Here is a 26405-nt window from a genome sequence, read left to right as displayed (position 1 = left end):
GGCGTTTTTCTTTTCCGAGCGGGAGTAACTTACTCGCCGATCTTAGTCCAGGTATCGCGCAGACCAACGGTACGGTTGAACACCAGCTTTTCCGTTGAGGAGTAGCGGCTGTCGAGGCAGAAGTAGCCTTCGCGCTCGAACTGGTAGGCCTTACCGGCTTCGGCAGCGTTCAGGGACGGCTCGGCGTAACCCTGCTTGATCACCAGCGACTCTGGGTTGATGGTGGCGAGGAAATCCTCCGCTGCGCCCGGGTTCGCCACGCTGAACAGGCGATCGTAGAGACGGATCTCAACCGGCAGCGCATGGGCGGCGCTCACCCAGTGGATCACCCCCTTCACCTTGCGACCATCGGCCGGATCCTTGCTCAGGGTCTCGGCATCATAGGAGCAGAAGATGGTGGTGATGTTGCCTTCCGCGTCTTTCTCTACGCGCTCGGCTTTGATCACATAGGCGTTGCGCAGGCGCACCTCTTTACCCAGCACCAGACGCTTATACTGCTTATTCGCTTCTTCACGGAAGTCGGCACGATCGATCCAGATCTCGGCGCTAAACGGCACGTCGCGGCTGCCCATCTCCGGCTTGTTCGGATGATTCGGCATGGTCACCACTTCGCTCTCACCCTGCGGGTAGTTCTCGATCACCAGCTTAACCGGATCGATAACCGCCATCGCACGCGGGGCGTTCTCGTTAAGATCTTCACGAATGCAGGACTCCAGCGACGCCATCTCGATGGTGTTGTCCTGCTTGGTCACGCCGATGCGTTTGCAGAACTCGCGGATGGAGGCCGCGGTGTAGCCGCGACGGCGCAGACCAGAGATGGTCGGCATACGCGGATCGTCCCAGCCCTCGACGATTTTATCCGTCACCAGCAGGTTCAGCTTACGCTTGGACATCACGGCATATTCCAGATTCAGGCGCGAGAACTCGTACTGGCGCGGGTGAACCGGAATGGTGATGTTATCCAGCACCCAGTCGTAGAGACGACGGTTGTCCTGGAACTCCAGCGTACAGAGTGAATGGGTAATGCCTTCCAGCGCATCGCTGATGCAGTGGGTGAAATCGTACATCGGGTAGATGCACCACTTGTTGCCGGTCTGGTGGTGCTCGGCAAACTTAATGCGGTACAGAACCGGATCGCGCATCACGATAAACGGCGACGCCATATCGATTTTGGCACGCAGGCAGGCGGTGCCCTCTTCGAAGCCACCGGCACGCATTTTTTCAAACAGCGCCAGGTTCTCTTCCACGCTACGATCGCGGAACGGGCTGTTTTTACCCGGTGCGGTCAGGGTGCCACGGTATTCGCGGATCTGCTCCGGCGACAGCTCATCAACGTAGGCCAGGCCTTTGTTGATCAGCTCAACGGCATAGCTATGCAGCTGGTCGAAATAGTCAGAGGAGTAGCGCACGTCACCCGACCAGTGGAAGCCCAGCCACTGGACGTCGTTTTTGATCGAATCAACGTATTCGATATCTTCTTTAACCGGGTTGGTGTCGTCAAAGCGCAGGTTGCACTGCCCCTGATAGTCCTGAGCGATACCGAAGTTCAGGCAGATAGATTTTGCATGGCCGATATGCAGGTAGCCGTTCGGCTCCGGCGGAAAACGGGTGCAAACCGTGCTGTGCTTACCACTGGCCAGATCCTCATCAATAATCTGGCGAATAAAGTTAGTCGGGCGGGCTTCTGCCTCACTCATCGCGGGTTCCTCAAAGCGTAAACAACGTATAACGGAGTATGATCTTATAAGCGGGACGCGGAGACAACCCTTAGATCAACAAAAAGCGTGAATGGCGAGGGGATTGGCGTACGGAGGACAAAAAAAAGCGGCGGAGACAGGCTCCGCCGCGAATTAACCGCAGTTTACGGCTATTTACCCTTCACCTCAAACAGCGGGGTTTGGCCAGCAACGACCTGCCCCTGTGCCTGGAAGACCAGACCGCTGAAATCGTCGATGTTGCTGCACACGACCGGGCTAATCATCGAGCGGGCGTTGGCATTGAGATAGTCGAGATCCATCTCCAGCACCGGCTGGCCCGCGACCACCTCCGCGCCCTCTTCTACCAGGCGGGTAAAGCCCTGGCCGTTCAGCGCAACGGTGTCGATGCCCATGTGGACCACGATCTCCGCGCCTTTTTCGGTTTCCAGACAGAAGGCGTGGTTAGTGTTGAAGATTTTCACGATGGTGCCAGCAGCCGGGGAGACCACGGTTTTACCCGTCGGTTTCACCGCTACGCCGTCGCCAACCGCTTTGCTGGCAAAGGCTTCATCAGGTACCTGCTCCAGCGGAACAACCTCACCGGTCACCGGCGACACCAGCGCGGCAACGGTCACAGCGTTCGGAACAGCCTGCGGTTTAACCGCAGCGGCCGGGGCGTTAGCGGCAGGCTGGACGCTGGCGGCTGCGGCCACCGGGCCACGGGCGACCACACGCTTCATCGCATCGCCTACGGATTCCGCTTTTGCACCCACAATCACCTGAATGCTCTGCTTGTTCAGCTTCACCACGCCGGATGCGCCCAGACGCTTACACTGCACGTCGTTAACGCGCGCGGAGTCCACCACCGTCAGACGCAGACGGGTGATACAGGCGTCGATGGCTTTCAGGTTGTCAGTACCGCCGATGGCGGCGATGTAGTTGGTTGCCAGCTGATCGAGACCTTCGTCGGTATTGCTGTTGGCCTCAGAGGTGACCACGGCATCATCGCTCTCTTCACGGCCCGGCGTTTTCAGGTTGAACGCGCGGATAACGAAGGTAAAGACCACGAAGTAGATGGCGAAGAAGATCAGGCCCATCACCACCAGCATCCAGACGTTACGGCTGGCGGCAGGCAGGTTATACATCAGCGCATAGTCGATGGCACCCGCAGAGAAGGAGAAGCCAGCATGGATCCCCAGCGCGGTCGCCACAAACAGGCTAATACCCGTCAGCACGGCGTGCAGGAGATACAGCAGCGGAGCCAGGAACATGAACAGGAATTCCAGCGGCTCGGTGACCCCGGTCAGGAACGCGGTGATAGCCACGGAGAGCAGCATGCCGCCAATCATTGGACGACGCGCTTTCGGGGCGGCGAAGTACATTGCCAGCGCTGCACCAGGTAGACCGAACATCATGATCGGGAAGAAGCCGGACATGAACATGCCTGCGGTGCCGTCACCCGCGTAGAAGCGGTTGATATCGCCGTGGAAGACAGTGCCTGCGGCATTGGTGAATTCGCCAATCTGGAACCAGGCGATGGTGTTCAGCACCTGATGCAGGCCGGTCGGGATCAGCAGACGGTTAACGAAGCCGAAGATGCCGGAACCCACCGCACCCATGGAGACGATCCACTCCCCGCCCGCGTGAATAGCGTTCTGTACCGGCGGCCAGACATAGCCAAAAATCGCTGCCAGGATCAGGCAGAAGAAGCCGGTGGCAATCGGCACAAAGCGTTTGCCGCCGAAGAAGCTCAGGAACTCAGGCAGCTTGATGTTGGACCAGCGGTTGTAGACCGCGCCGCCCACCAGACCGGTGATGATACCGGAGAGCACGCCCATGTTGATAGCCGGGTTGATGGTGACCATCGCTTTGGTCATCACAAAGTAGCCTACCGCACCCGCCAGCGCCGCCGCACCCGCGCTGTCTTTCGACCACGACGAGGCCACACCGATAGCGAAGATCAGGGCAAGGTTGTCAAAAATTGCCCCGCCCGCCTGGGCGATAAACGGGACGTTAAGCAGATCGGGCTGGCCGAATCGCAGCAGCAGCGCCGCGACGGGCAGCACAGCGATAGGAAGCTGTAATGCCCGCCCCAGTCGCTGGAAGAAACCAAGAATATTCATTTTTATACCCCCCTATGAAACTCCGCTGAGCCTCATCACTAACCATTTTTTATAGTTAAACTAACCCTGTAACGCGGTCGTTTTACGCAGACTGTTCAAGTGTGTGGAAATTTAATTCGCCTCGCAAATTAAACGCGCATTTTTTGTGATTACAATCACCAAATATCGTTATTTGCACTCCTTGTTACTGGCTAAGAACGAAAACTTATTTTATGATTCAAAAAATCAAGGCGGACTGCCGCCGCTTATGGCGCAATCTGAGTTACGCTTAACAGCGTACAGGCTGCCGTTCGCCAATCTTAATTTCACCCTTTGTAGAGGTAAACAATGAGACTGATCCCCCTGACGAGTGCCGAACAGGTCGGTAAATGGGCTGCCCGCCATATCGTTAACCGCATCAACGCATTTAAACCGACTGCGGATCGTCCGTTTGTTCTGGGCCTGCCCACCGGCGGCACCCCGCTTACTGCCTATAAAGCGCTGGTAGAAATGCACAAAGCGGGCCAGGTTAGCTTTCAGAACGTCGTGACCTTTAACATGGACGAATATGTCGGCCTGGCAAAAGAGCACCCAGAGAGCTATTACAGCTTTATGCACCGCAACTTTTTCGATCACGTTGATATTCCCGCAGAAAACATCAACCTGCTCAATGGTAACGCGCCGGATATTGACGCAGAATGCCGCCGTTATGAAGAAAAAATTCGCGCCTACGGCAAAATTCACCTGTTCATGGGTGGCGTAGGCAACGACGGGCACATCGCGTTTAACGAACCGGCCTCTTCGCTGGCGTCCCGCACCCGCATTAAAACCTTGACCCATGACACCCGCGTGGCAAACTCCCGCTTTTTTGACGGCGACGTCGATCAGGTGCCGAAATATGCGCTGACCGTTGGCGTGGGCACCCTGCTGGATGCCGAAGAGGTGATGATCCTCGTGCTGGGCAATGTGAAAGCGCAGGCCCTGCAGGCGGCGGTGGAAGGCAACGTTAACCACATGTGGACGATTAGCTGTCTGCAGCTGCATCCGAAAGCGGTAGTCGTGTGCGACGAACCGTCAACCATGGAGCTAAAGGTGAAGACGCTCAAATACTTCACTGAGCTAGAAGCGGAAAATATCAAAGGTCTGTAACATTTTTACCCGGGGGTTGTTATGTATGCTTTAACCCAGTGCCGTATTTTTACCGGCCATGAAGTTTTGGACGATCACGCGCTGATCGTCGTTGATGGTCTTATCGACCGCCTCTGCCCGCAGGCAGACCTGCCGCCAACGATCGAGCAGCGCTCGCTCAACGGCGCTTATCTGGCCCCCGGTTTTATCGACCTCCAGCTGAACGGCTGCGGCGGCGTACAGTTTAACGACACTGCCGACGCCGTCAGCGTAGAGACGCTGGAGATCATGCAGCGCGCCAACGAACGGTCGGGCTGCACCAGCTTTTTACCGACCCTCATCACCACTAGCGACGACCTGATGAAACAGGGCGTGCAGGTGATGCGCGACTATCTGGCGAAGTATCCGCACCAGGCGCTGGGTCTGCATCTTGAAGGGCCGTGGCTCAACGTGGTGAAAAAAGGCACCCACGATCCTGACTTTGTGCGCCGCCCGGACAGCGATCTGGTGGATTTCCTCTGTGCCAATGCCGATGTGATTACCAAGCTGACCCTGGCACCGGAGATGGTTGATCCTGCCGTGATCCGCAAGCTGGCCACGGCCGGGATTGTGGTTTCAGCGGGTCACTCTAACTCGACCCTCGCCGAGGCGAAAGCCGGTTTCCGCGCGGGTATCACCTTTGCCACCCACCTTTTCAACGCCATGCCCTATATCACCGGGCGCGAACCCGGTCTCATCGGCGCGATCCTTGACGATGCTGACGTCTACTGCGGCATTATCGTTGATGGCTTACACGTTGATTTCACTAACGTTCGGATGGCGAAGCGCCTGAAGGGCGATAAGCTCTGCCTGGTTACCGACGCAACTGCGGCGGCGGGTGCAGTCATTGACGAATTCATTTTTGCTGGTAAAACAATATACTACCGTAATGGACTCTGTGTAGACGAGAACGGTACCCTGAGCGGTTCGGCATTAACCATGATCGAAGGGGTGGCTAATCTTGTCGAGCACGTCGGCGTTGCGCTGGACGAAGCGCTGCGTATGGCAACGCTCTACCCGGCCCGCGCCATCGGCGTTGATAAACAGTTAGGCAGCATCGCACCCGGCATGGTGGCGAACCTGACCGCGTTTACCCACGACTTTAAAGTAATTAAGACCATCGTTAATGGTAACGAGGTCATGACTGAGTAAGTAAAAGTATGACATCAGGCGGACAAGCTCAAATTGGTAACGTTGACCTCGTAAAACAACTTAATAGCGCGGCTGTTTACCGCCTGATCGACCAGCTTGGGCCTATCTCGCGGATCCAAATTGCCGAGCAGAGCCAGCTTGCCCCCGCCAGCGTGACGAAAATCACGCGACAGCTTATTGAGCGCGGTTTAATTAAAGAGGTCGATCAGCAGGCCTCGACCGGTGGTCGCCGCGCCATCTCTATTATTACCGAGACGCGTAATTTCAATGCCATTGGCGTGCGCCTGGGTCGTCACGATACGACCCTGACGCTCTACGATTTGAGCAGCAAGGTGCTGGCGGAAGAGCACTATCCCCTGCCGGAGCGCACCCAGGAGACGTTAGAGCACGCCCTACTGAATACCATCGCCACCTTTATTGATACCTGCCAGCGTAAAACCCGCGAGCTGATTGCCATCTCAGTGATCTTGCCGGGGCTGGTGGATCCGGAGAGCGGCGTGATCCGCTATATGCCGCATATTCAGGTGGAGAACTGGGGCCTGGTGAGCGCGCTGGAGAAACGCTTCAAGGTGACCTGTTTTGTTGGGCACGATATCCGCAGCCTGGCGCTGGCCGAGCACTATTTTGGTGCAAGCCAGGATTGCGAGGACTCTATTCTGGTGCGCGTCCATCGCGGTACGGGTGCGGGCATTATCTCTAACGGACGCATTTTTATTGGCCGCAACGGTAACGTTGGCGAGATCGGCCATATTCAGGTCGAGCCGCTGGGAGAGCGCTGCCACTGCGGTAATTTTGGCTGTCTGGAGACCGTGGCGGCCAATGCCGCGATTGAACAGCGGGTGCGCTACCTGCTGGAGCAGGGTTACCAGAGCCGCATCACGCTGGACGACTGCTCGATTAAAGCCATTTGCAAAGCGGCCAACAAAGGTGACGCGCTAGCCTGCGAGGTCATCGAGCACGTCGGCCGCCACCTCGGCAAAACCATTGCTATCGCCATTAACCTGTTTAACCCGCAGAAAATTGTGATTGCCGGTGAGATTGTCGAGGCGGAGAAGGTGCTGCTGCCTGCCATCGAGGGCTGCATCAATACCCAGGCGCTGAAGGCGTTTCGCAAAAACCTGCCGGTGGTGCGCTCTACGCTGGATCACCGCTCGGCCATCGGTGCCTTTGCGCTGGTGAAGCGCGCCATGCTCAACGGCTCGCTGCTGCAGCATCTGCTCGAGGAGTAACCCTGCTCATTGCCCGGCGGCGCTCCGCTTGCGCGGGCCTACCAGATCGAACCACGTCTCTTGACGTGGTTTTTTCATTTTTACCTATTCATAAGATAACCAACATCAAAAAAAGCAGCTTAAAAATGCATAATCATCAATAACTGGCGTCAAACTCTGTGCTTTTTTCACTATTCGGCAATCACGATTGCACTTTTTAACTTCACCTCGCTAAAACCCTTGCGCCCGCCCCTGCTTTGCGGCATTTTCTTAATCAAGCAATAAGACAACGCGATGACGCAACGTCGGCAAACTAACAGGGTTAATGGAGAAGGTTATGTGTTCAATTTTTGGCGTACTGGATATTAAAACGGATGCAGGTGAACTGCGTAAGAAAGCGCTGGAGCTCTCCCGCCTGATGCGCCATCGCGGTCCTGACTGGTCCGGCGTATACGCAAGCGATAAAGCGATTCTGTCCCACGAACGTCTCTCTATTGTTGACGTCAACGCTGGCGCACAGCCGCTCTACAACGCCCAAAAAACCCATGCCCTGGCCGTTAACGGTGAAATCTATAACCATCAGGCGCTGCGCGCCGAGTACGGCGATCGCTACGATTTCCAGACCGGCTCCGACTGCGAAGTGATCCTGGCGCTGTATCAGGAGAAAGGCCCGGCGTTCCTCGACGAGCTGCAGGGTATGTTTGCCTTCGTACTCTACGATAGCGAAAAAGATGCCTACCTGATTGGTCGCGACCATATCGGTATCATCCCGCTGTACATGGGCTACGACGAGCACGGCAACATGTACGTGGCATCTGAAATGAAAGCCCTGGTACCGGTCTGCCGTACCATCAAAGAGTTCCCGGCGGGTAGCTACCTGTGGAGCCAGGACGGCGAGATCCGCAGCTACTATCAGCGCGACTGGTTTGAGTACGACGCGGTAAAAGATAACGTGACTGACAAAGCCAAGCTGCGTCAGGCGCTGGAAGATGCAGTGAAGAGCCACCTGATGTCAGACGTGCCGTACGGCGTGCTGCTCTCCGGCGGCCTGGATTCCTCCATCATTTCCGCTATCACTAAAAAGTTTGCTGCACGCCGTGTGGAAGATCAGGAGCAATCAGAGGCCTGGTGGCCACAGCTGCACTCCTTTGCCGTGGGCCTGGAAGGGGCACCGGATCTGAAAGCCGCCCAGGCCGTTGCTGAGCATCTGGGTACCGTGCACCACGAGATCCACTTCACCGTGCAGGAAGGTCTGGATGCTATCCGCGATGTGATCTACCACATTGAGACCTATGACGTGACCACCATCCGCGCCTCAACGCCGATGTACCTGATGTCACGTAAGATCAAAGCGATGGGCATCAAGATGGTGCTTTCGGGCGAAGGCTCTGACGAAGTGTTTGGCGGCTACCTCTACTTCCACAAAGCGCCGGATGCCAAAGAGCTGCATGAAGAGACCGTACGTAAGCTGCAGGCGCTGCATATGTTTGACTGCGCCCGTGCCAACAAAGCGATGTCAGCCTGGGGTGTGGAGGCACGTGTGCCCTTCCTGGATAAAAACTTCCTCGACGTGGCGATGCGTATCAACCCGCAGGACAAGATGTGCGGCAACGGCAAAATGGAAAAACACGTGCTGCGTGAGTGCTTCGAGTCCTACCTGCCGGCAAGCGTAGCATGGCGTCAGAAAGAGCAGTTCTCTGATGGCGTAGGCTACAGCTGGATCGACACCCTGAAAGAGGTGGCGGCGCAGCAGGTAAGCGACCAGCAGTTGGAGACTGCCAGCTACCGCTTCCCGTACAACACGCCGACCTCTAAAGAGGCGTACCTGTACCGTGAAGTGTTTGAGGAGCTGTTCCCGGTTGCCAGCGCAGCCGAGTGCGTGCCGGGCGGTCCGTCCGTCGCCTGCTCCTCCGCAAAAGCCATTGAGTGGGATGAAGCGTTCAAAACCATGAACGATCCATCAGGCCGTGCGGTAGGCGTTCACCAGTCCGCCTATTAACAGATAAAATCTGTATGATGATAACGGGTCCTGCGGGGCCCGTTTCTGTTGGTTTTGCTCTTGTTATCTCTCAATTAAAATCAAGATATAACCAATAATTGCCGAATAATACGTCAGGCTGTTCGCAACCTAACCAAACAGTCACATTCCGGCAATTTTCGATGAAAAAGGTGTTGACGCTGAAAGGCCCAATACGCATAATGCGCCCCGCAACGCCGATAAGGTATCGCGAAAAAAAGATGGCTACGTAGCTCAGCTGGTTAGAGCACATCACTCATAATGATGGGGTCACAGGTTCAAATCCCGTCGTAGCCACCATCTTTTTTTGCGGGAGTGGCGAAATTGGTAGACGCACCAGATTTAGGTTCTGGCGCCGCAAGGTGTGCGAGTTCAAGTCTCGCCTCCCGCACCATTCCCAGTAAGCGTTGCACGGATGGGGTATCGCCAAGCGGTAAGGCACCGGTTTTTGATACCGGCATTCCCTGGTTCGAATCCAGGTACCCCAGCCATTTTTTTCGACTCTCGTGTTATCACGTTTGTCTTGAGTAACTAGCAGTACAATTTGGCTACTTAGCTCAGCTGGTTAGAGCACATCACTCATAATGATGGGGTCACAGGTTCGATTCCCGTAGTAGCCACTATATTCTGATGAGTATCTTGCATAAGATGCTTATGACGTAAAAAATTGTTGGGGTATCGCCAAGCGGTAAGGCACTGGATTCTGATTCCAGCATTCCGAGGTTCGAATCCTCGTACCCCAGCCAATTTAAAAAGACGTTTGCTCACGCGAACGCACCCTGTTGGGGTATCGCCAAGCGGTAAGGCACTGGATTCTGATTCCAGCATTCCGAGGTTCGAATCCTCGTACCCCAGCCACATAAAACAAAAAAGCTCGCTTCGGCGGGCTTTTTTGTTTTTGTACTTCTATCAACTTAGCGTGCCGGGCAGCCCCGGCACCGGCGTTACAGCCCTAGCGCATACTTCAGCGCCTGGGTTTTTAGCACCCCAGCACGCTGGGCGGCCATCAGCCCCATGTTGCGCAGCACCCGCAGCGGACCAAGATTGTTGCTGAATCCAGCGTAGAAGAGATCCATACCGCTCTGCATAATGTAGTTGTCCATCATCCGTCGCGTCTGGTAGCGCTTAAGCACGCGCTGGCTGGCCCACTCCTCGCCCTGGCTACGGGCATTAATCAATACCTCCAGCAGCGCATCCACGTCGCGATAGCCAAGGTTTACCCCCTGCCCCGCCAGGGGATGGATCGTGTGGGCGGCATCGCCTACCAGCGCCAGTCCCGGCTTCACATACTGTAGGGCATGGCGGCGAGTCAGCGGGAAGGCACCCGCCGCGACCGGCGTCACCTTGCCCAGCCGGGCCGGGAAGAAGGTTTCAATCTCCCGTTGCAGCTGTGGCATGGTCAAGGTGCGAAGCTGGCGAATGCGCGCTGGCGTGTCGTACCACACCAGCGACGCCCAGCGGTCGAACAGCGGCAGGAAGGCGTGCGGCCCGTGCGGGGTAAACTGCTGCCAGGTGCTGTCGCCGGGCGCGTTTTCACACTCCACGGTGATCAGCATACAGGACTGCTGATACTGCCAGGCGTGAACGCCAATCCCCGCCCACTGCCGCACCTGCGAGTTTGCGCCGTCTGCGCCAATCACCAGCCTTGCCAGCAGCGTCTCGTCATTGTCAAACACCAGCTCATGCTGATGACCATGGGTGTGCATCGCCTTGAGCATCGCAGGAGCCCGCAGCGTGACCTGCGGATGGACCTCCAGCGCCTCCCACAGCGCGCGCTGTAACACACTGTTCTCAACCATATAGCCGAGGTGCGGCAGCTTAAGATCGCTGGCGTCAAAGACCACGTGGGCGTTCTCCCACTCCCAGGTCTCCAGCCGACGCCAGGGATGGCAGCGCATCGCCAGTACGCTATCCCAGACGCCCAGCCCGCGCAGCAGTGCCACAGATGCGGTGCTTATCGCAGAAATGCGCACGTCCGGCGCTATACTGGCGTCAAACGCGGGCGGTGCGGCCTGCTCAATCACCGTGACCGCAAAACCCTGCTGCGCCAGGCCAAGGGCCAGTGCGCCGCCGACCATCCCGCCGCCAACTACGGCAACTTCAGTTGGTTGATTTACCATGGTCAATTGTCCTTGTTTGTAATTCCCTTAAGTTTACAGGATTTTCGATTTTATGGGGTCGGGAGATGAACTATGGTCAGCGCCCGACCAAAGCATTACAATACGCGGCCTGAAATCCTCGCGTTTAATAGAGCAAGTCGATGACCAAAAAACTCCATATTAAAACCTGGGGCTGTCAGATGAACGAGTACGATTCATCGAAGATGGCCGATCTGCTGGATGCTACTCACGGCTATCAGTTGACGGACGTGGCGGAAGAGGCGGATTTACTGCTGCTTAACACCTGCTCTATCCGCGAGAAGGCTCAGGAGAAAGTGTTCCATCTGCTCGGGCGCTGGAAGCTCCTGAAAGAGAAGAATCCGGATCTGATTATTGGCGTCGGCGGTTGCGTGGCCTCTCAGGAGGGCGACCTTATTCGCCAGCGCGCTCGCTGTGTCGACATCGTGTTTGGGCCACAGACCCTGCACCGCCTGCCGGAGATGATCAACTCCGTGCGCGGCAACCGCAGCCCGATCGTCGATATCAGCTTCCCGGAAATCGAAAAATTTGACCGCCTGCCGGAGCCGCGTGCCGACGGTCCGACCGCCTTCGTCTCTATTATGGAAGGCTGCAATAAATACTGCACCTACTGCGTGGTGCCCTACACCCGCGGTGAAGAGGTGAGCCGCCCCTGCGACGACATCCTGTTTGAGATCGCCCAGCTGGCGGCGCAGGGTGTGCGTGAAGTTAACCTGCTGGGCCAGAACGTGAACGCCTGGCGCGGCGAGAACTACGACGGCACCACCGGCACCTTCGCCGAGCTGCTGCGTCTGGTGGCCGCTATCGACGGTATCGACCGCATCCGCTTTACCACCAGCCACCCGATTGAGTTCACCGACGATATCATTGAGGTCTACCGCGATACGCCGGAGCTGGTGAGCTTCCTGCACCTGCCGGTACAGAGCGGCGCGGATCGCGTCCTTAACCTAATGGGCCGGACCCATACCGCGCTGGAGTATAAGGCGATTATCCGTAAGCTGCGCGCGGCGCGTCCGGATATCCAGATCAGCTCCGACTTTATCGTCGGCTTCCCGGGAGAGACCACCCAGGACTTCGAGCAGACCATGAAGCTGATTGCCGAGGTGAACTTTGACGTGAGCTTCAGCTTTATCTTCTCTGCCCGTCCGGGTACGCCAGCCGCCGATATGGTCGATGATGTGCCGGAAGCGGATAAGAAGCAGCGTCTCTACATTCTGCAGGAGCGTATCAACCAGCAGGCGATGGCCTGGAGCCGCAAAATGATCGGCACCACCCAGCGTATCCTGGTGGAGGGCACCTCCCGCAAGAGCATTATGGAGCTGTCGGGCCGTACTGAGAACAACCGCGTGGTTAACTTTGAGGGTACGCCGGACATGATCGGCAAGTTCGTGGACGTTGAGATCACCGATGTCTATACTAATTCATTGCGCGGTAACGTTGTGCGCACCGAAGCGGAGATGGGCCTGCGCGTAACCGAAACGCCGGAATCGGTCATTGCCCGCACCCGTAAAGAGAACGAACTGGGCGTCGGTCTCTACCAGCCCTAATCCCCTCGGCCTGCCCCTCCGGCGGGCCTTGTTTTTTCCGCCCATCGCCCCCATATCCTTACTCCATCCGGCCCGTCAGGTAAAAGAGGAATCGATTGAATACTGAAACCCGTGAAATCAATCTCGAACCAGCTGACAATGCCCGTCTGCTGAGTTTATGCGGCCCGTTTGACGACAATATCAAACAGCTTGAACGTCGACTGGGCATCGAAATTAACCGCCGCGATAACCACTTTAAGCTCACCGGACGCACCATTAGCGTGAACGCCGCAGCAGATATCCTGCGCAGCCTCTACGTTGATACCGCCCCGATGCGCGGCCAAACTCAGGATATTGAACCTGAGCAGATCCATCTCGCCATCAAAGAGGCCCGCGTGCTTGAGCAGAGCGCCGAGAGCGTGCCGGAGTATGGTAAAGCGGTCAATATCAAAACCAAGCGCGGCGTGATCAAACCGCGTACGCCAAACCAGGCGCAGTATATTGCCAATATCCTCGACCATGACATCACCTTTGGCGTGGGGCCGGCAGGGACAGGGAAAACCTATCTCGCCGTTGCCGCCGCAGTAGATGCCCTGGAGCGTCAGGACGTTCGCCGTATTCTGCTGACCCGTCCGGCGGTAGAAGCCGGTGAAAAGCTTGGCTTCCTGCCAGGGGATCTGAGCCAGAAGGTTGACCCGTATCTGCGTCCGCTGTACGACGCGCTGTTTGAGATGCTGGGCTTTGAGAAAGTCGAGAAGCTGATGGAGCGTAACGTGATTGAAGTTGCGCCGCTGGCCTACATGCGCGGCCGCACGCTGAACGATGCGTTTATCATCCTCGATGAGAGTCAGAACACCACCATCGAACAGATGAAGATGTTCCTGACGCGTATTGGCTTTAACTCGAAAGCGGTGATCACCGGGGATATCACCCAGGTTGACCTGCCGCGCAGCACCAAATCCGGCCTGCGCCACGCTATTGAAGTGCTGGCAGAGGTGGATGAGATTAGCTTTAACTTCTTCCACAGCGAAGACGTGGTGCGCCATCCGGTGGTTGCCCGCATCGTGACCGCCTATGAGGCGTGGGAAGAGACAGAGCAGAAACGTAAAGCCGAGCTGGCTGCCGAGCGTAAGCGTGAAGCCCAGCACCAGGAGCATGAGCAAAAATGAGTTCGGTAATCCTCGATTTACAGCTGGCGTGTGATGACGCGAGCGGCCTGCCAGACGAAGCACAGTTTCAGGGCTGGCTGAACGCGGTTATCCCGCAGTTTCAGGAGGAGTCCGAAGTGACGATCCGCCTCGTGGACGAGGCGGAGAGCCACGAGCTGAACCTGACCTACCGCGGCAAGGACAAGCCCACCAACGTGCTCTCGTTCCCGTTTGAGGCACCGCCGGGCATCGAGCTGCCGCTGCTCGGCGACCTGATCATCTGCCGTCAGGTGGTAGAGCAGGAGGCCCGCGAGCAGGAAAAGCCGCTGGAGGCGCACTGGGCGCACATGGTGGTGCATGGCAGTCTGCACCTGCTGGGCTACGATCATATTGAAGATGACGAGGCCGAAGAGATGGAGAGCCTGGAAACAGAGATAATGCTTGCTCTGGGCTATGAGGATCCGTACATTGCCGAGAAGGAGTAGCTTGGCTACTTCTGAGCCGTCTGGCGCTGAGTTTGCGCGCCGGACAACACATTTATTAACATGAGAACCCATACGACGCCATGAGCGACGACAATTCACACAGTAGCGACCCACTTAACAGCAGCAAAAAGGGATTCTTCTCCCTCTTACTGAGCCAGCTCTTTCACGGCGAACCGAAAAACCGTGACGAACTTCTGGCGCTGATCCGTGACTCCGGGCAGAACGAGCTTATCGACGAAGATACGCGCGACATGCTTGAAGGGGTAATGGATATTGCCGACCAGCGCGTTCGCGACATCATGATCCCCCGCTCGCAGATGATCACCCTGAAACGTAACCAGACGCTGGATGAGTGCCTCGATGTCATTATCGAGTCTGCCCACTCCCGCTTCCCGGTGATCAGCGAAGATAAGGACCACATCGAAGGGATTTTGATGGCCAAGGATCTGCTGCCCTTTATGCGCAGCGATGCCGAAGCCTTCAGCATGGAGAAAGTGCTACGTCCGGCGGTTGTCGTCCCGGAGAGCAAACGGGTTGACCGGATGCTGAAAGAGTTCCGCTCACAGCGCTATCATATGGCTATCGTTATTGATGAGTTTGGTGGCGTCTCGGGCCTCGTGACCATCGAAGATATTCTTGAGCTGATCGTCGGCGAAATTGAAGATGAGTACGACGAAGAGGAAGATATCGACTTCCGTCAGCTGAGCCGTCACACCTGGACGGTGCGCGCCCTGGCCTCTATTGAAGATTTCAATGAGTCCTTTGGTACCCACTTTAGCGATGAAGAGGTGGACACCATCGGCGGGCTGGTGATGCAGGCCTTTGGCCATCTGCCAGCGCGAGGCGAGTCTATCGACATCGATGGTTACCAGTTTAAAGTCGCCATGGCCGACAGCCGTCGTATTATTCAGGTTCACGTAAAAATGCCAGAAGACGCAGCGCAGCCTAAACTGGACGAGTAATCCACCTGGACGAGTAATGTAAATGGTATTTGCCTCACTGTTTGAGCGTCAGCGCATGCGTTTGCTGCTGGCGCTGTTATTAGGAGCCAGCGGAACGCTGGCTTTTTCTCCTTATGACTTCTGGCCCGCCGCGCTTATCTCCCTTATCGGCCTGCAAGGGCTGACGCTAAATCGTCGCCCGCTACAGGCGGCAGCGATTGGCTATGCGTGGGGGTTTGGTCTCTTTGGCACCGGAATTAACTGGGTCTACGTCAGCATCGCCCAGTTTGGCGGCATGCCGGGGCCGGTCAACGTCTTTCTCGTGGTGCTGCTGGCGGCCTATCTGTCGCTCTATACCGGTCTGTTCGCCGGGATCCTCTCCCGCCTGTGGCCGCGTACCAGCGCCATCCGCGTAGCCATCGCTGCGCCGGTGGTCTGGCAGCTCACTGAGTTCCTGCGCGGCTGGGTGTTAACCGGCTTCCCGTGGCTGCAGTTTGGCTACAGCCAGATTGACGGCCCGCTAAAGGGGCTGGCCCCGGTGATGGGCGTCGAGTCGATCAACTTCCTGCTGATGGTCGTGAGCGGCCTGCTGGTGCTGGCGGCGGCTCACCGCAGCTGGCGCACCCTGGCGGTGGCGGTGGTGCTCTTTGCTCTGCCCTTCCCGCTGCGCTATATCCAGTGGTTTACCCCGGTAACGGAGCGCACCACCCAGGTCTCTCTGGTGCAGGGCAATATTCCGCAGTCCCTAAAGTGGGATGAGGGTCAGCTGGAGAATACGCTGAATATCTATCTCGACGCTACCGAGCGGGAGATGGGCAAGTCGCAGCTGATTATCTGGCCGGAGTCGGCCATTCCGGATCTGGAGATCAACCAGCAGCGCTTCTTAAGCACGATGGACGATCTGCTGCGGGCGAAGGACACGACGCTGATTACCGGCATCGTCGACGCGCGCCTGAACAAGCAGAACCGCTACGACACCTATAACACCATTATTACGCTGGGCAAAGAGAGCGCGTATAACTACAACTCCACGAATCGCTACAACAAAAACCATCTGGTGCCGTTTGGCGAGTTTGTGCCGCTGGAGTCTATTCTGCGTCCGCTGGCCCCGTTCTTCGATCTGCCGATGTCCTCGTTCAGCCGCGGTCCCTACGTGCAGCCGCAGCTCTCAGCCCATGGCTTCGAGCTGACCCCGGCCATCTGCTATGAGATCATCCTCGGCGAGCAGGTGCGGGACAACTTCCGGCCGAATACCGACTTCCTGCTGACCATCTCTAACGATGCCTGGTTCGGTAAGTCCATCGGTCCGTGGCAGCATTTCCAGATGGCGCGGATGCGCTCTCTGGAGCTGGCGCGTCCGCTGCTGCGCAGCACCAACAACGGCATCACCGCCGTGATTGGCCCGCAGGGTGAAATTCAGGCCATGCTGCCGCAGTTCACTCGTCAGGTGCTGACCGCTAAGGTTACGCCGACCACCGGCCTGACGCCGTATGCCCGTATGGGCAACTGGCCGGTGTGGATCCTCACTGCGCTGTTCGGCTTTGGCGCGGTAATTATGAGCCTGCGTCAACGCCGCGTTAAATAATCCTTTCGCATTGCCCGGCGGCACTTCGCTTGCCGGGCCTACCCCTTCATAACCCCTTCTGCATATTTCGACCTGGCACAGCAATTGCTTAATATTATCAGGCAGCTGCGGATCGTTGCCGATGCGCCGTAACGGTGCACCAGCAGTGAACACCTGAAGCACTAAAAAGGTGCAATCGATGTTTTCTGCCTCGAAATGGTGCGGTGCGCTTCGCAAAACGAAACAATAAAGCAGCAAAATGTTTACACCAAGCCACACTAAATGTTAACAAACACGCATAACACTGCATGCTTGTGCTGCAGGATATAACAACACAAACACACACACTGGGTATCAATGCGTCTCTGGCGCTGATGATGAAGGAGTTGGATATGCAATTACGTAAACTGACCGCGGCAATGCTGTTAGTGGGAATGAGCGCCGGTCTGGCACATGCCGAAGACGCCGCCGCGCCAGCTGCTGGCAGCACGCTGGATAAAATTGCCAAGAACGGTGTGATTGTGGTCGGCCACCGTGAGTCTTCCGTCCCGTTCTCTTACTATGACAACCAGCAGAAAGTGGTTGGCTACTCACAGGACTACTCCAACGCGATCGTTGAAGCGGTTAAAAAACAGCTGAACAAACCCGATTTGCAGGTCAAGCTGATCCCGATCACCTCCCAGAACCGTATTCCGCTGCTGCAGAACGGCACCTTTGATTTTGAGTGTGGCTCCACCACTAACAACCTTGAACGTCAGAAGCAGGCCGCCTTCTCTAACACCATTTTCGTGGTCGGCACCCGCCTGCTGGCGAAAAAAGGCGGTGCCATCAAGGACTTCCCGGATCTGAAAGGCAAAGCGGTAGTAGTGACTTCCGGTACCACCTCTGAAGTGCTGCTGCACAAGCTCAACGACGAGCAGAAAATGGATATGCGCATCATCAGCGCGAAAGATCACGGCGACTCCTTCCGTACCCTGGAGAGTGGCCGCGCGGTGGCCTTTATGATGGATGATGCCCTGCTGGCTGGCGAACGCGCGAAGGCGAAGAAGCCAGACAACTGGGAGATCGTCGGCAAGCCGCAGTCTGAAGAAGCCTACGGCTGCATGCTGCGTAAAGATGATCCGCAGTTCAAAAAGCTGATGGATGACACCATCGCCCAGGCGCAGACCTCCGGCGAAGCGGCGAAGTGGTTTGATAAGTGGTTCAAGAACCCGATTCCGCCGAAAAACCTGAACATGAACTTCGAGCTCTCTAACGAGATGCAGACCCTGTTCAAAACGCCAAATGACAAAGCACTTAACTAACTAGAAACACAGGGCGGGTTTTCCTGCCCTCTCGATTGACGGGAAGCACGGACAGACTAGACGCTGGAGGGTCGTTCCCCCATCCGGCGCGACGCTTACGCATAAAAAGGTGCGTAAAGCTTCTCACCAATCTTCGAGGGTAGCGCTGCTACCCTTTTTTTTCTGAGGTACATGTATGTCAATAGACTGGAACTGGGGTATTTTTCTGCAACAGGCCCCGTTCGGCAACACCACCTATTTAGGCTGGCTGTGGAGCGGTTTTCAGGTCACGGTCGCGCTGTCGATTACCGCCTGGATCATCGCATTTCTTGTCGGCTCGCTGTTCGGTATTCTCCGCACCGTGCCCAACCGTTTCCTCTCCGGGCTCGGTACGCTCTACGTTGAGCTATTCCGTAACGTTCCGCTGATCGTACAGTTCTTCACCTGGTACCTTGTTGTGCCTGAGCTGCTGCCGGAAGATCTCGGCATGTGGTTCAAGTCAGAGCTCGACCCGAATATTCAGTTCTTCCTCTCGTCGATGATCTGTCTGGGGCTGTTCACCGCCGCGCGCGTCTGCGAGCAGGTGCGGGCCGCGATTCAGTCGCTGCCGCGCGGGCAAAAGAACGCCGGGCTGGCGATGGGGCTTACGCTGCCGCAGACCTACCGCTATGTGCTGCTGCCTAACGCCTACCGCGTGATTGTGCCGCCGATGACCTCCGAGATGATGAACCTGGTGAAAAACTCCGCCATCGCCTCGACCATCGGGCTGGTGGATATGGCCGCGCAGGCGGGCAAGCTGCTGGACTACTCCGCCCACGCCTGGGAATCCTTTACCGCGATCACCCTCGCCTACGTGCTCATTAACGCCTTCATTATGCTGGTAATGAATCTGGTGGAACGTAAAGTTCGCCTGCCGGGCAATATGGGGAGCAAATAACCATGTATGAATTTGACTGGAGTTCTATTCTCCCGGCGATGCCCTACCTGCTGGACGGGCTGGTCATTACCCTGAAAATTACCATTACCGCGGTGCTGGTCGGCATCGTCTGGGGCACCATTCTGGCGGTGCTGCGCCTGTCGAGCTTTAAGCCGCTCGCCTGGTTTGCTACCGCCTACGTCAACGTGTTCCGCTCTATCCCGCTGGTGATGGTGCTGCTGTGGTTCTATCTGATTGTACCGGGGCTGCTGCAAAACGTGCTCGGGCTGTCGCCAACCACCGATATCCGTCTGATCTCGGCGATGGTCGCCTTCTCGATGTTTGAAGCGGCCTACTACTCGGAGATTATCCGCGCCGGTATTCAAAGTATCTCACGCGGGCAGTCCAGCGCCGCGCTGGCGCTTGGCATGACCCACTGGCAGTCGATGAAGCTTATCATCCTGCCGCAGGCCTTCCGCGCCATGGTGCCGCTGCTGCTCACCCAGGGGATCGTTCTGTTCCAGGATACCTCGCTGGTGTACGTGCTCAGCCTGGCGGACTTCTTCCGTACCGCGTCCACCATCGGTGAGCGTGATGGTACTCAGGTAGAGATGATCCTCTTTGCCGGCGTGGTCTATTTTGCAATTAGTCTCAGTGCTTCACTGTTGGTCAGCTATCTGAAGAAAAGGACAGTTTAATGATTTCCCTGAAAAACGTTTCAAAATGGTATGGTCACTTTCAGGTGCTAACCGACTGCTCCACGGAAGTGAAAAAGGGTGAAGTGGTAGTGGTTTGCGGGCCGTCCGGCTCCGGTAAGTCAACGCTGATTAAAACCGTCAACGGCCTGGAGCCGGTACAGCAGGGTGAGATCCTGGTCAACGGCACCAAGGTCACCGACAAGAAAACCAATCTTGCCGAGCTACGCTCCCACGTTGGGATGGTGTTCCAGCACTTTGAGCTGTTCCCGCACCTGTCGATTATCGAAAACCTCACCCTCGCCCAGGTGAAGGTCCTGAAGCGCAACAAGGCGGCGGCACGCGAGAAAGGTCTCAAGCTGCTGGAGCGCGTCGGTCTCTCTGCCCACGCCGATAAGTTCCCGGCCCAGCTGTCAGGCGGCCAGCAGCAGCGCGTGGCCATTGCCCGTGCTCTGTGCATGGATCCGGTGGCGATGCTGTTTGACGAACCGACCTCTGCGCTCGATCCCGAGATGATCAACGAGGTGCTGGACGTCATGGTGGAGCTGGCGCAGGAGGGAATGACCATGATGGTGGTTACCCACGAGATGGGCTTTGCGCGTAAGGTTGCGACCCGGGTGATCTTTATGGACGAGGGGAAAATCGTCGAGGACTCCGCCAAGGAGGATTTCTTCGCTAATCCAAAATCCGAGCGGGCAAAAGATTTCCTCGCCAAAATCCTGCACTAATTCGGGTAATCGCCGGGCGGCACTGCGTTTGCCCGGCCTACCCATCCTCCATTACGGCTCAAACGGTCGACGCTGGAACTGGTCGTGGCCACACTTCGGACAGAGCGGCAGCGCATCCGGGATGTAGACTGCCAGGTGATAGTGGCACTTCTCACACACTAAATTCCCTAACCCCACCACCTCACCGCTGTGATAGACCCCATGGTGGTTCAGATCCTGGAACACCTCGCGCCACTCCAGCTGGGTTTTATCGGTAATGTCCGCCAGCTCCTGCCACAGGCTCTCTTTAATCACCCGCATAAAGACGCTGTCGGTGACCTCCCCCTGGCTCTCGTTATAGCTGCGGGCAAACTCTTCGAGATCGCGACGCAGGGCACGCGTCAGCTCCTCGACCTCGGTTGGCGTTAACTCGCCCGTCTGGGTGACGCGTAGCCGCGCCTGTTCCACCAGCGCATCGATATCCCGATCGCCACTGCGCAAACGCTCGGTCAGCGTCGTAACCTGTTCACGATAATACTGAGCAACCTTGTTCATCCTTTCGCCTCCGGGCTGGGTAACGTCTTCTAATAATAGACCTTATTTTTCCGCCGCTTTGCCCCCTTTACCACAGCCTGTGTAAATTCGTGCAAGGATGCCCGTCAGCCCTTTTCATCGCCGTCAGCGCGAAAGGCTGTTTTGAAACTGGCGTTTGGGCTATGCTATGCGGATCTTGAACAACACATCTTAATGCTACGCTTGTAGCTGTATTGAAAACAGGACCACTGGCTGCCATGCAAGAGCAATACCGCCCGGAAGAGATAGAATCCAAAGTCCAGCTTCACTGGGAAGAGAAGCGCACATTTGAAGTCACTGAAGATGAGAGCAAAGAGAAGTATTACTGCCTCTCTATGCTTCCCTATCCTTCTGGCCGGCTACACATGGGCCACGTGCGTAACTACACCATTGGCGACGTGATCTCCCGCTATCAGCGCATGCTGGGCAAAAACGTTCTGCAGCCCATCGGCTGGGATGCGTTCGGCCTGCCAGCGGAAGGTGCCGCAGTGAAGAACAACACCGCGCCCGCGCCGTGGACCTACGACAATATCAACTACATGAAAAACCAGCTCAAGATGCTGGGCTTTGGCTACGACTGGAGCCGCGAGCTGGCGACCTGCACCCCGGAATACTACCGCTGGGAGCAGAAGTTCTTCACCGAGTTGTATAAAAAAGGCCTGGTCTACAAGAAGACCTCAGCGGTGAACTGGTGCCCGAACGACCAGACCGTGCTGGCTAACGAGCAGGTGATCGACGGCTGCTGCTGGCGCTGCGACACCAAGGTTGAGCGTAAAGAGATCCCGCAGTGGTTTATCAAAATCACCGCCTACGCTGACGAGCTGCTGAACGACCTGGACCATATGGACCAGTGGCCGGACACCGTTAAAACCATGCAGCGCAACTGGATCGGCCGCTCGGAAGGCGTTGAGATCACCTTTGACGTCGAGAACAGCGACGACAAGCTGACCGTCTACACCACCCGTCCAGACACCTTTATGGGCGTCACCTACCTGGCGGTTGCCGCGGGCCACCCGCTGAGCACCCAGGCGGCGGCCTATAACCCGGCGCTGGGCGACTTCATTGCCGAATGCCGCAACACCAAGGTTGCCGAAGCAGATATGGCGACCATGGAGAAAAAAGGCGTCGACACCGGCGTGCGCGCTATTCACCCGCTGACCGGCGAAGCGATCCCGGTCTGGGCAGCGAACTTCGTGCTGATGGAGTACGGCACCGGCGCAGTGATGGCCGTTCCGGGCCACGATCAGCGCGACTACGAGTTTGCCACCAAATATGGCTTAGAGATCAAGCCGGTTATCCTGGCCGCTGACGGCACGCCGCCGGATCTCAGCGCGCAGGCGCTGACCGAAAAAGGCGTGCTGTTTAACTCCGGCGAGTTTGACGGTCTGGGCTTTGAAGCCGCGTTTAACGCCATTGCCGACAAGCTGGCGGCTAACGGCGTCGGCGAGCGTAAGGTTAACTTCCGTCTGCGCGACTGGGGCGTCTCCCGTCAGCGCTACTGGGGCGCACCCATCCCGATGGTCACCCTGGAGGATGGCACCGTGCTGCCGACCCCGGAAGATCAGCTGCCGGTTATTCTGCCGGAAGACGTGGTGATGGACGGCATTACCAGCCCGATCAAAGCCGATCCGGAGTGGGCGAAAACCACCGTCAACGGCCAGCCAGCGCTGCGTGAAACCGACACCTTCGACACCTTTATGGAGTCCTCCTGGTACTATGCGCGCTACACCTGCCCGCAGTACAACGAGGGTATGCTGGATCCGAACGCCGCCAACTACTGGCTGCCGGTGGATATCTACATCGGCGGGATTGAACACGCCATTATGCACCTGCTCTACTTCCGCTTCTTCCACAAGCTGATGCGCGATGCAGGCATGGTGAACTCTGATGAGCCAGCGAAGCAGCTGCTCTGCCAGGGCATGGTGCTGGCAGACGCCTTCTACTACGTAGGCGTAAACGGCGAGCGTAACTGGGTCTCCCCGAAAGAGGCGATCGTTGAGCGCGATGAGAAAGGCCGCATCGTGAAAGCGCAGGACGCGGCGGGTCATGAGCTGGTCTATACCGGCATGAGCAAGATGTCCAAGTCGAAAAACAACGGCATCGACCCGCAGGAGATGGTAGAGCGCTACGGCGCGGATACCGTGCGTCTGTTTATGATGTTCGCCTCCCCGGCGGATATGACGCTTGAGTGGCAGGAGTCCGGCGTAGAGGGGGCAAATCGCTTCCTGAAGCGCGTCTGGAAACTGGTCTACGAGCACACTTCGCAGGGCGACGCCCCGGCGCTGGACGTTACTGCACTGAGCGAAGATCAGCAGGCGCTGCGTCGTGACGTGCATAAAACTATTGCCAAAGTGACCGATGATATCGGTCGCCGTCAGACCTTCAACACCGCCATTGCGGCGATCATGGAGCTGATGAACAAGCTGGCGAAAGCGCCGCTGGAAGGCGAGCAGGATCGCGCCCTGATGCAGGAGGCGCTGCTGGCCGTAGTGCGTATGCTGAACCCGTTCACTCCGCACGCCAGCTTCACCCTGTGGCAGGAGCTGAAAGGCGAAGGCGATATCGACAACGCGCCGTGGCCGGTAGCGGATGAGCAGGCGATGGTCGAGAACACCACCCTGGTCGTCGTACAGGTAAACGGTAAAGTACGCGGTAAAATCACCGTGCCGGTCGACGCCAGCGAAGAGCAGGTGCGCGAGCGCGCAGGTCAGGAGCCGCTGGTAGCAAAATATCTTGATGGCGTTACCGTACGTAAAGTGATTTACGTTCCAGGTAAACTGCTTAATCTGGTCGTTGGCTAAGCGCGGGAGGAAGCGTGCGATTTCTAACAACACTCTTGTTGTCATTGGCGGTGCTGGCCACCGCCGGATGTGGTTGGCACCTGCGTAACAGCTCAGCCATTCCTGCTGAGATGAAAACGATGATTTTCGACTCAGGGGATCCTAACGGCCCGCTCAGCCGCGCGGTACGTGCGCAGCTGCGCCTGAACGGCGTGACGCTGGTAGAGAAGAGCTCCGTGCGCCAGGATGTGCCCTCCCTGCGTCTGGGTTCGTCATCGGTGAGTCAGGACACCGCCTCCATCTTCCGTGACGGCCGTACGGCTGAATACCAGATGGTGATGAGGGTCCAGGCTTCGGTACTGATCCCAGGTCAGGGTATCTATCCGTTGAGCACCACCGTTTATCGTTCATTCTTCGATAATCCGCAGACCGCGCTGGCGAAAGATGCCGAGCAGGAGATGATCGTCAACGAAATGTACGATAAAGCCGCTCAGCAGCTGATCCGTCAGCTGCCAAGCGTGCAAACGGCTGAGAAGCAGGAGAAGATTGCGGAAGCCAAAGCAGAAGCCAAAGCGACCGACACCTCTTCCCGCGTCTCAACCACGCTGGGTAACTGATGTTAAAGCTGTACCCTGAACAGCTCCGCGCGCAGCTCAATGAAGGGCTGCGCGCGGCGTATCTGCTGCTTGGCAACGATCCGTTGCTGCTGCAGGAGAGCCAGGATGCGGTGCGTCAGGTTGCCGCCGCCCAGGGCTTTGATGAGCACCACACCGTTACCCTGGATGCCAGCACCGACTGGACCGCGCTTTTCTCCCTCTGCCAGGCTATGAGCCTGTTCGCCAGCCGCCAGACGCTGCTACTCCAACTGCCGGACAACGGGCCCAATGCGGCCATCAATGAACAGCTCGCCACCCTGACAGGACTGCTGCATGACGATCTGCTGCTGATCGTGCGGGGCAATAAGCTCACCAAGGCGCAGGAGAATGCCGCCTGGTTTACCGCCCTGGCTAACCGCGCCGTGCTGGTCACCTGCCAGACGCCGGAGCAGGCTCAGCTGCCGCGCTGGGTCGCCAATCGCGCAAAACAGAACCATCTCCAGCTTGATGACGCCGCCAACCAGCTGCTCTGCTACTGCTATGAGGGTAATCTGCTGGCGCTGGCGCAGGCGCTGGATCGTCTCTCTCTACTCTGGCCCGACGGCAAGCTCACCCTGCCCCGCGTTGAGCAGGCGGTGAACGATGCCGCGCACTTTACCCCCTTCCACTGGGTGGATGCCCTGCTGGCGGGCAAGAGCAAACGCGCCCTGCATATTTTGCAGCAGCTGAAGCTTGAGGCCAGCGAGCCGGTGATCCTCCTGCGTACCTTGCAGCGTGAACTGCTGCAGCTGGTGACCTTAAAGCGCCAGATGGCGCAGACTCCGCTGCGCACCCTCTTTGACAAACACCGGGTGTGGCAGAACCACCGCGCCGTCACCACCGAGGCGCTAAACCGCCTGAGCCATACCCAGCTTCGCCAGGCAGTGCATCTCCTGAGCCGCACCGAACTCACCGTAAAGCAGGACTACGGCCAGTCGGTTTGGGCCGAGCTGGAAGGGCTCTCTCTGCTACTCTGTCATAAGACACTGGCGGACGTTTTTATCGATGGATGATATGAATCAGCTGCAGGCGCTGTTTGGCGGGACCTTCGATCCCGTCCACTACGGCCACCTTTTACCGGTAGAGGCGCTGGCAGAGGCGATTAATCTCGAACGGGTTATCATTATGCCCAATAACGTGCCGCCCCACCGCCCGCAGCCGGAGGCCACCAGCCAGCAGCGTAAGACCATGCTGGCGCTGGCTATCAACGATCGTCCGCTGTTCACCCTCGACGAGCGGGAACTGCAGCGCGACACGCCGTCTTACACGGCGGAAACGCTGGCGCTATGGCGTCAGGAGAGCGGCCCCGCCCGCCCGCTGGCGTTTATTATCGGCCAGGATTCGCTGCTCAGCTTCCCGACCTGGTACCGCTACGACAGCATTCTTAGCTACTGCCATCTGATTGTCTGCCGCCGTCCCGGCTATGCGCTGGAGATGCACGATGCAACGCACCAGAGTTGGCTAGAGCAGCATCTCACTACCGATGCCCGCGAGCTGCATACCCTGCCCGCCGGAAAAATTTTTCTCGCGCAAACCCCGTGGTTCGACATCTCTGCCACGCAAATCCGTCAGCGGCTACAGCAGAACCAGCCCTGTGACGATCTGCTCCCACCCGCCGTGCTCGACTACATTGTGCAGCAGGGTCTGTATCGCTAAGCCTGGGATTAATTC

The 26405-nt window shown here is 57.3% G+C and carries 21 protein-coding genes and 6 tRNA genes; 23 read left to right on the top strand and 4 right to left on the bottom strand.

Annotation, left to right across the window (positions count from 1 at the left end; translation table 11 throughout):
• Positions 1–29: 29 nt before the first annotated feature.
• Together glnS and nagE are read right to left on the bottom strand one after the other, a co-directional pair.
• Positions 30–1697 (bottom strand): glutamine--tRNA ligase, encoded by a 1668-nt coding sequence (gene glnS / locus EV102420_RS12110; RefSeq protein WP_042392073.1) that lies wholly within the window; start codon positions 1695–1697, stop codon positions 30–32.
• A gap of 170 nt (positions 1698–1867) precedes the next feature.
• On the bottom strand, positions 1868–3820 hold the full coding sequence (gene nagE / locus EV102420_RS12105) for a PTS N-acetyl glucosamine transporter subunit IIABC (protein ID WP_042392072.1): 1953 nt from the start codon (positions 3818–3820) through the stop codon (positions 1868–1870).
• A 327-nt stretch (positions 3821–4147) separates the two neighbouring features.
• Between nagE and nagB the strand changes: the two genes are divergently transcribed.
• From nagB to EV102420_RS12055, 10 genes are all read left to right on the top strand, one after another.
• Positions 4148–4948: a glucosamine-6-phosphate deaminase gene (gene nagB, locus EV102420_RS12100; protein ID WP_042392070.1), complete on the top strand. Its 801-nt coding sequence runs from the start codon at positions 4148–4150 to the stop codon at positions 4946–4948.
• 21 nt (positions 4949–4969) lie between these two features.
• Complete coding sequence (gene nagA, locus EV102420_RS12095; RefSeq protein ID WP_042392067.1) at positions 4970–6118, top strand: N-acetylglucosamine-6-phosphate deacetylase; 1149 nt, start codon at positions 4970–4972, stop codon at positions 6116–6118.
• A gap of 8 nt (positions 6119–6126) precedes the next feature.
• Positions 6127–7347, top strand: a complete 1221-nt coding sequence (gene nagC / locus EV102420_RS12090; protein ID WP_042392065.1) for a DNA-binding transcriptional regulator NagC — start codon at positions 6127–6129, stop codon at positions 7345–7347.
• 316 nt (positions 7348–7663) lie between these two features.
• On the top strand, positions 7664–9325 hold the full coding sequence (gene asnB / locus EV102420_RS12085) for an asparagine synthase B (RefSeq protein WP_042392063.1): 1662 nt from the start codon (positions 7664–7666) through the stop codon (positions 9323–9325).
• 241 nt (positions 9326–9566) lie between these two features.
• Positions 9567–9643: transfer RNA gene (locus EV102420_RS12080), tRNA-Met, on the top strand.
• A gap of 9 nt (positions 9644–9652) precedes the next feature.
• A tRNA-Leu gene (locus tag EV102420_RS12075) sits at positions 9653–9737 on the top strand.
• Positions 9738–9759: 22 nt separating this feature from the next.
• Positions 9760–9834: transfer RNA gene (locus tag EV102420_RS12070), tRNA-Gln, on the top strand.
• 55 nt (positions 9835–9889) lie between these two features.
• A tRNA-Met gene (locus EV102420_RS12065) sits at positions 9890–9963 on the top strand.
• Positions 9964–10014: 51 nt separating this feature from the next.
• Positions 10015–10089 (top strand) — tRNA-Gln (locus EV102420_RS12060).
• A 37-nt stretch (positions 10090–10126) separates the two neighbouring features.
• Positions 10127–10201 (top strand) — tRNA-Gln (locus EV102420_RS12055).
• An 86-nt stretch (positions 10202–10287) separates the two neighbouring features.
• Here the strand turns inward: EV102420_RS12055 and ubiF are convergent.
• Positions 10288–11463 (bottom strand): 3-demethoxyubiquinol 3-hydroxylase, encoded by a 1176-nt coding sequence (gene ubiF / locus EV102420_RS12050; RefSeq protein ID WP_042392061.1) that lies wholly within the window; start codon positions 11461–11463, stop codon positions 10288–10290.
• 140 nt (positions 11464–11603) lie between these two features.
• On the opposite strand from ubiF, the gene miaB reads away from it, so the two are divergent.
• From miaB to EV102420_RS12005, 9 genes are all read left to right on the top strand, one after another.
• Positions 11604–13028 carry a tRNA (N6-isopentenyl adenosine(37)-C2)-methylthiotransferase MiaB gene (gene miaB / locus EV102420_RS12045; RefSeq protein ID WP_042392060.1) on the top strand — a complete coding sequence of 475 codons (1425 nt, stop codon included), beginning with the start codon at positions 11604–11606 and terminating at the stop codon, positions 13026–13028.
• Between the two features lie 95 nt (positions 13029–13123).
• Positions 13124–14176, top strand: a complete 1053-nt coding sequence (locus tag EV102420_RS12040) for a PhoH family protein (protein ID WP_042392059.1) — start codon at positions 13124–13126, stop codon at positions 14174–14176.
• Complete coding sequence (gene ybeY, locus EV102420_RS12035; RefSeq protein ID WP_042392058.1) at positions 14173–14640, top strand: rRNA maturation RNase YbeY; 468 nt, start codon at positions 14173–14175, stop codon at positions 14638–14640. The genes EV102420_RS12040 and ybeY overlap by 4 nt, the downstream gene beginning before the upstream one ends.
• 80 nt (positions 14641–14720) lie before the next feature.
• On the top strand, positions 14721–15602 hold the full coding sequence (corC, locus tag EV102420_RS12030) for a CNNM family magnesium/cobalt transport protein CorC (RefSeq protein WP_042392057.1): 882 nt from the start codon (positions 14721–14723) through the stop codon (positions 15600–15602).
• 22 nt (positions 15603–15624) lie between these two features.
• Entirely contained in the window at positions 15625–17166 is a 1542-nt protein-coding gene (gene lnt / locus EV102420_RS12025; RefSeq protein WP_042392056.1) for an apolipoprotein N-acyltransferase, read from the top strand.
• A gap of 371 nt (positions 17167–17537) precedes the next feature.
• Positions 17538–18449 carry an amino acid ABC transporter substrate-binding protein gene (locus tag EV102420_RS12020; protein WP_042392054.1) on the top strand — a complete coding sequence of 304 codons (912 nt, stop codon included), beginning with the start codon at positions 17538–17540 and terminating at the stop codon, positions 18447–18449.
• Positions 18450–18624: 175 nt separating this feature from the next.
• Entirely contained in the window at positions 18625–19365 is a 741-nt protein-coding gene (gene gltJ, locus EV102420_RS12015) for a glutamate/aspartate ABC transporter permease GltJ (RefSeq protein ID WP_042392053.1), read from the top strand.
• Between the two features lie 2 nt (positions 19366–19367).
• Entirely contained in the window at positions 19368–20042 is a 675-nt protein-coding gene (gltK, locus tag EV102420_RS12010; protein ID WP_042392050.1) for a glutamate/aspartate ABC transporter permease GltK, read from the top strand.
• Entirely contained in the window at positions 20042–20767 is a 726-nt protein-coding gene (locus tag EV102420_RS12005; protein WP_042392048.1) for an amino acid ABC transporter ATP-binding protein, read from the top strand. Before gltK ends, EV102420_RS12005 begins: the two co-directional genes overlap by 1 nt.
• A 51-nt stretch (positions 20768–20818) precedes the next feature.
• On the opposite strand, the gene EV102420_RS12000 is transcribed toward EV102420_RS12005, so the two are convergent.
• Entirely contained in the window at positions 20819–21301 is a 483-nt protein-coding gene (locus EV102420_RS12000; RefSeq protein WP_042392046.1) for a zinc ribbon-containing protein, read from the bottom strand.
• A 236-nt stretch (positions 21302–21537) separates the two neighbouring features.
• Here EV102420_RS12000 and leuS point away from each other — a divergent pair, with 236 nt between their 5' ends.
• From leuS to nadD, 4 genes are read left to right on the top strand one after another with little or no spacing between them, the layout of a single operon-like run.
• The gene (gene leuS / locus EV102420_RS11995) at positions 21538–24120 is read left to right on the top strand and encodes a leucine--tRNA ligase (protein ID WP_147282686.1); all 2583 of its coding nucleotides are present in this window, start codon (positions 21538–21540) and stop codon (positions 24118–24120) included.
• Between the two features lie 14 nt (positions 24121–24134).
• On the top strand, positions 24135–24716 hold the full coding sequence (gene lptE / locus EV102420_RS11990) for an LPS assembly lipoprotein LptE (protein WP_042392042.1): 582 nt from the start codon (positions 24135–24137) through the stop codon (positions 24714–24716).
• On the top strand, positions 24716–25747 hold the full coding sequence (holA, locus tag EV102420_RS11985; RefSeq protein WP_042392040.1) for a DNA polymerase III subunit delta: 1032 nt from the start codon (positions 24716–24718) through the stop codon (positions 25745–25747). The genes lptE and holA overlap by 1 nt, the downstream gene beginning before the upstream one ends.
• Positions 25740–26390, top strand: a complete 651-nt coding sequence (gene nadD / locus EV102420_RS11980; protein WP_042392038.1) for a nicotinate-nucleotide adenylyltransferase — start codon at positions 25740–25742, stop codon at positions 26388–26390. The genes holA and nadD overlap by 8 nt, the downstream gene beginning before the upstream one ends.
• The last annotated feature ends 15 nt before the right edge of the window (positions 26391–26405 follow it).

The organism is Pseudescherichia vulneris NBRC 102420 (genome assembly GCF_000759795.1).
GTDB classification, from domain to species: domain Bacteria; phylum Pseudomonadota; class Gammaproteobacteria; order Enterobacterales; family Enterobacteriaceae; genus Pseudescherichia; species Pseudescherichia vulneris.
This window is presented reverse-complemented; position numbering and strand designations above follow the sequence as displayed.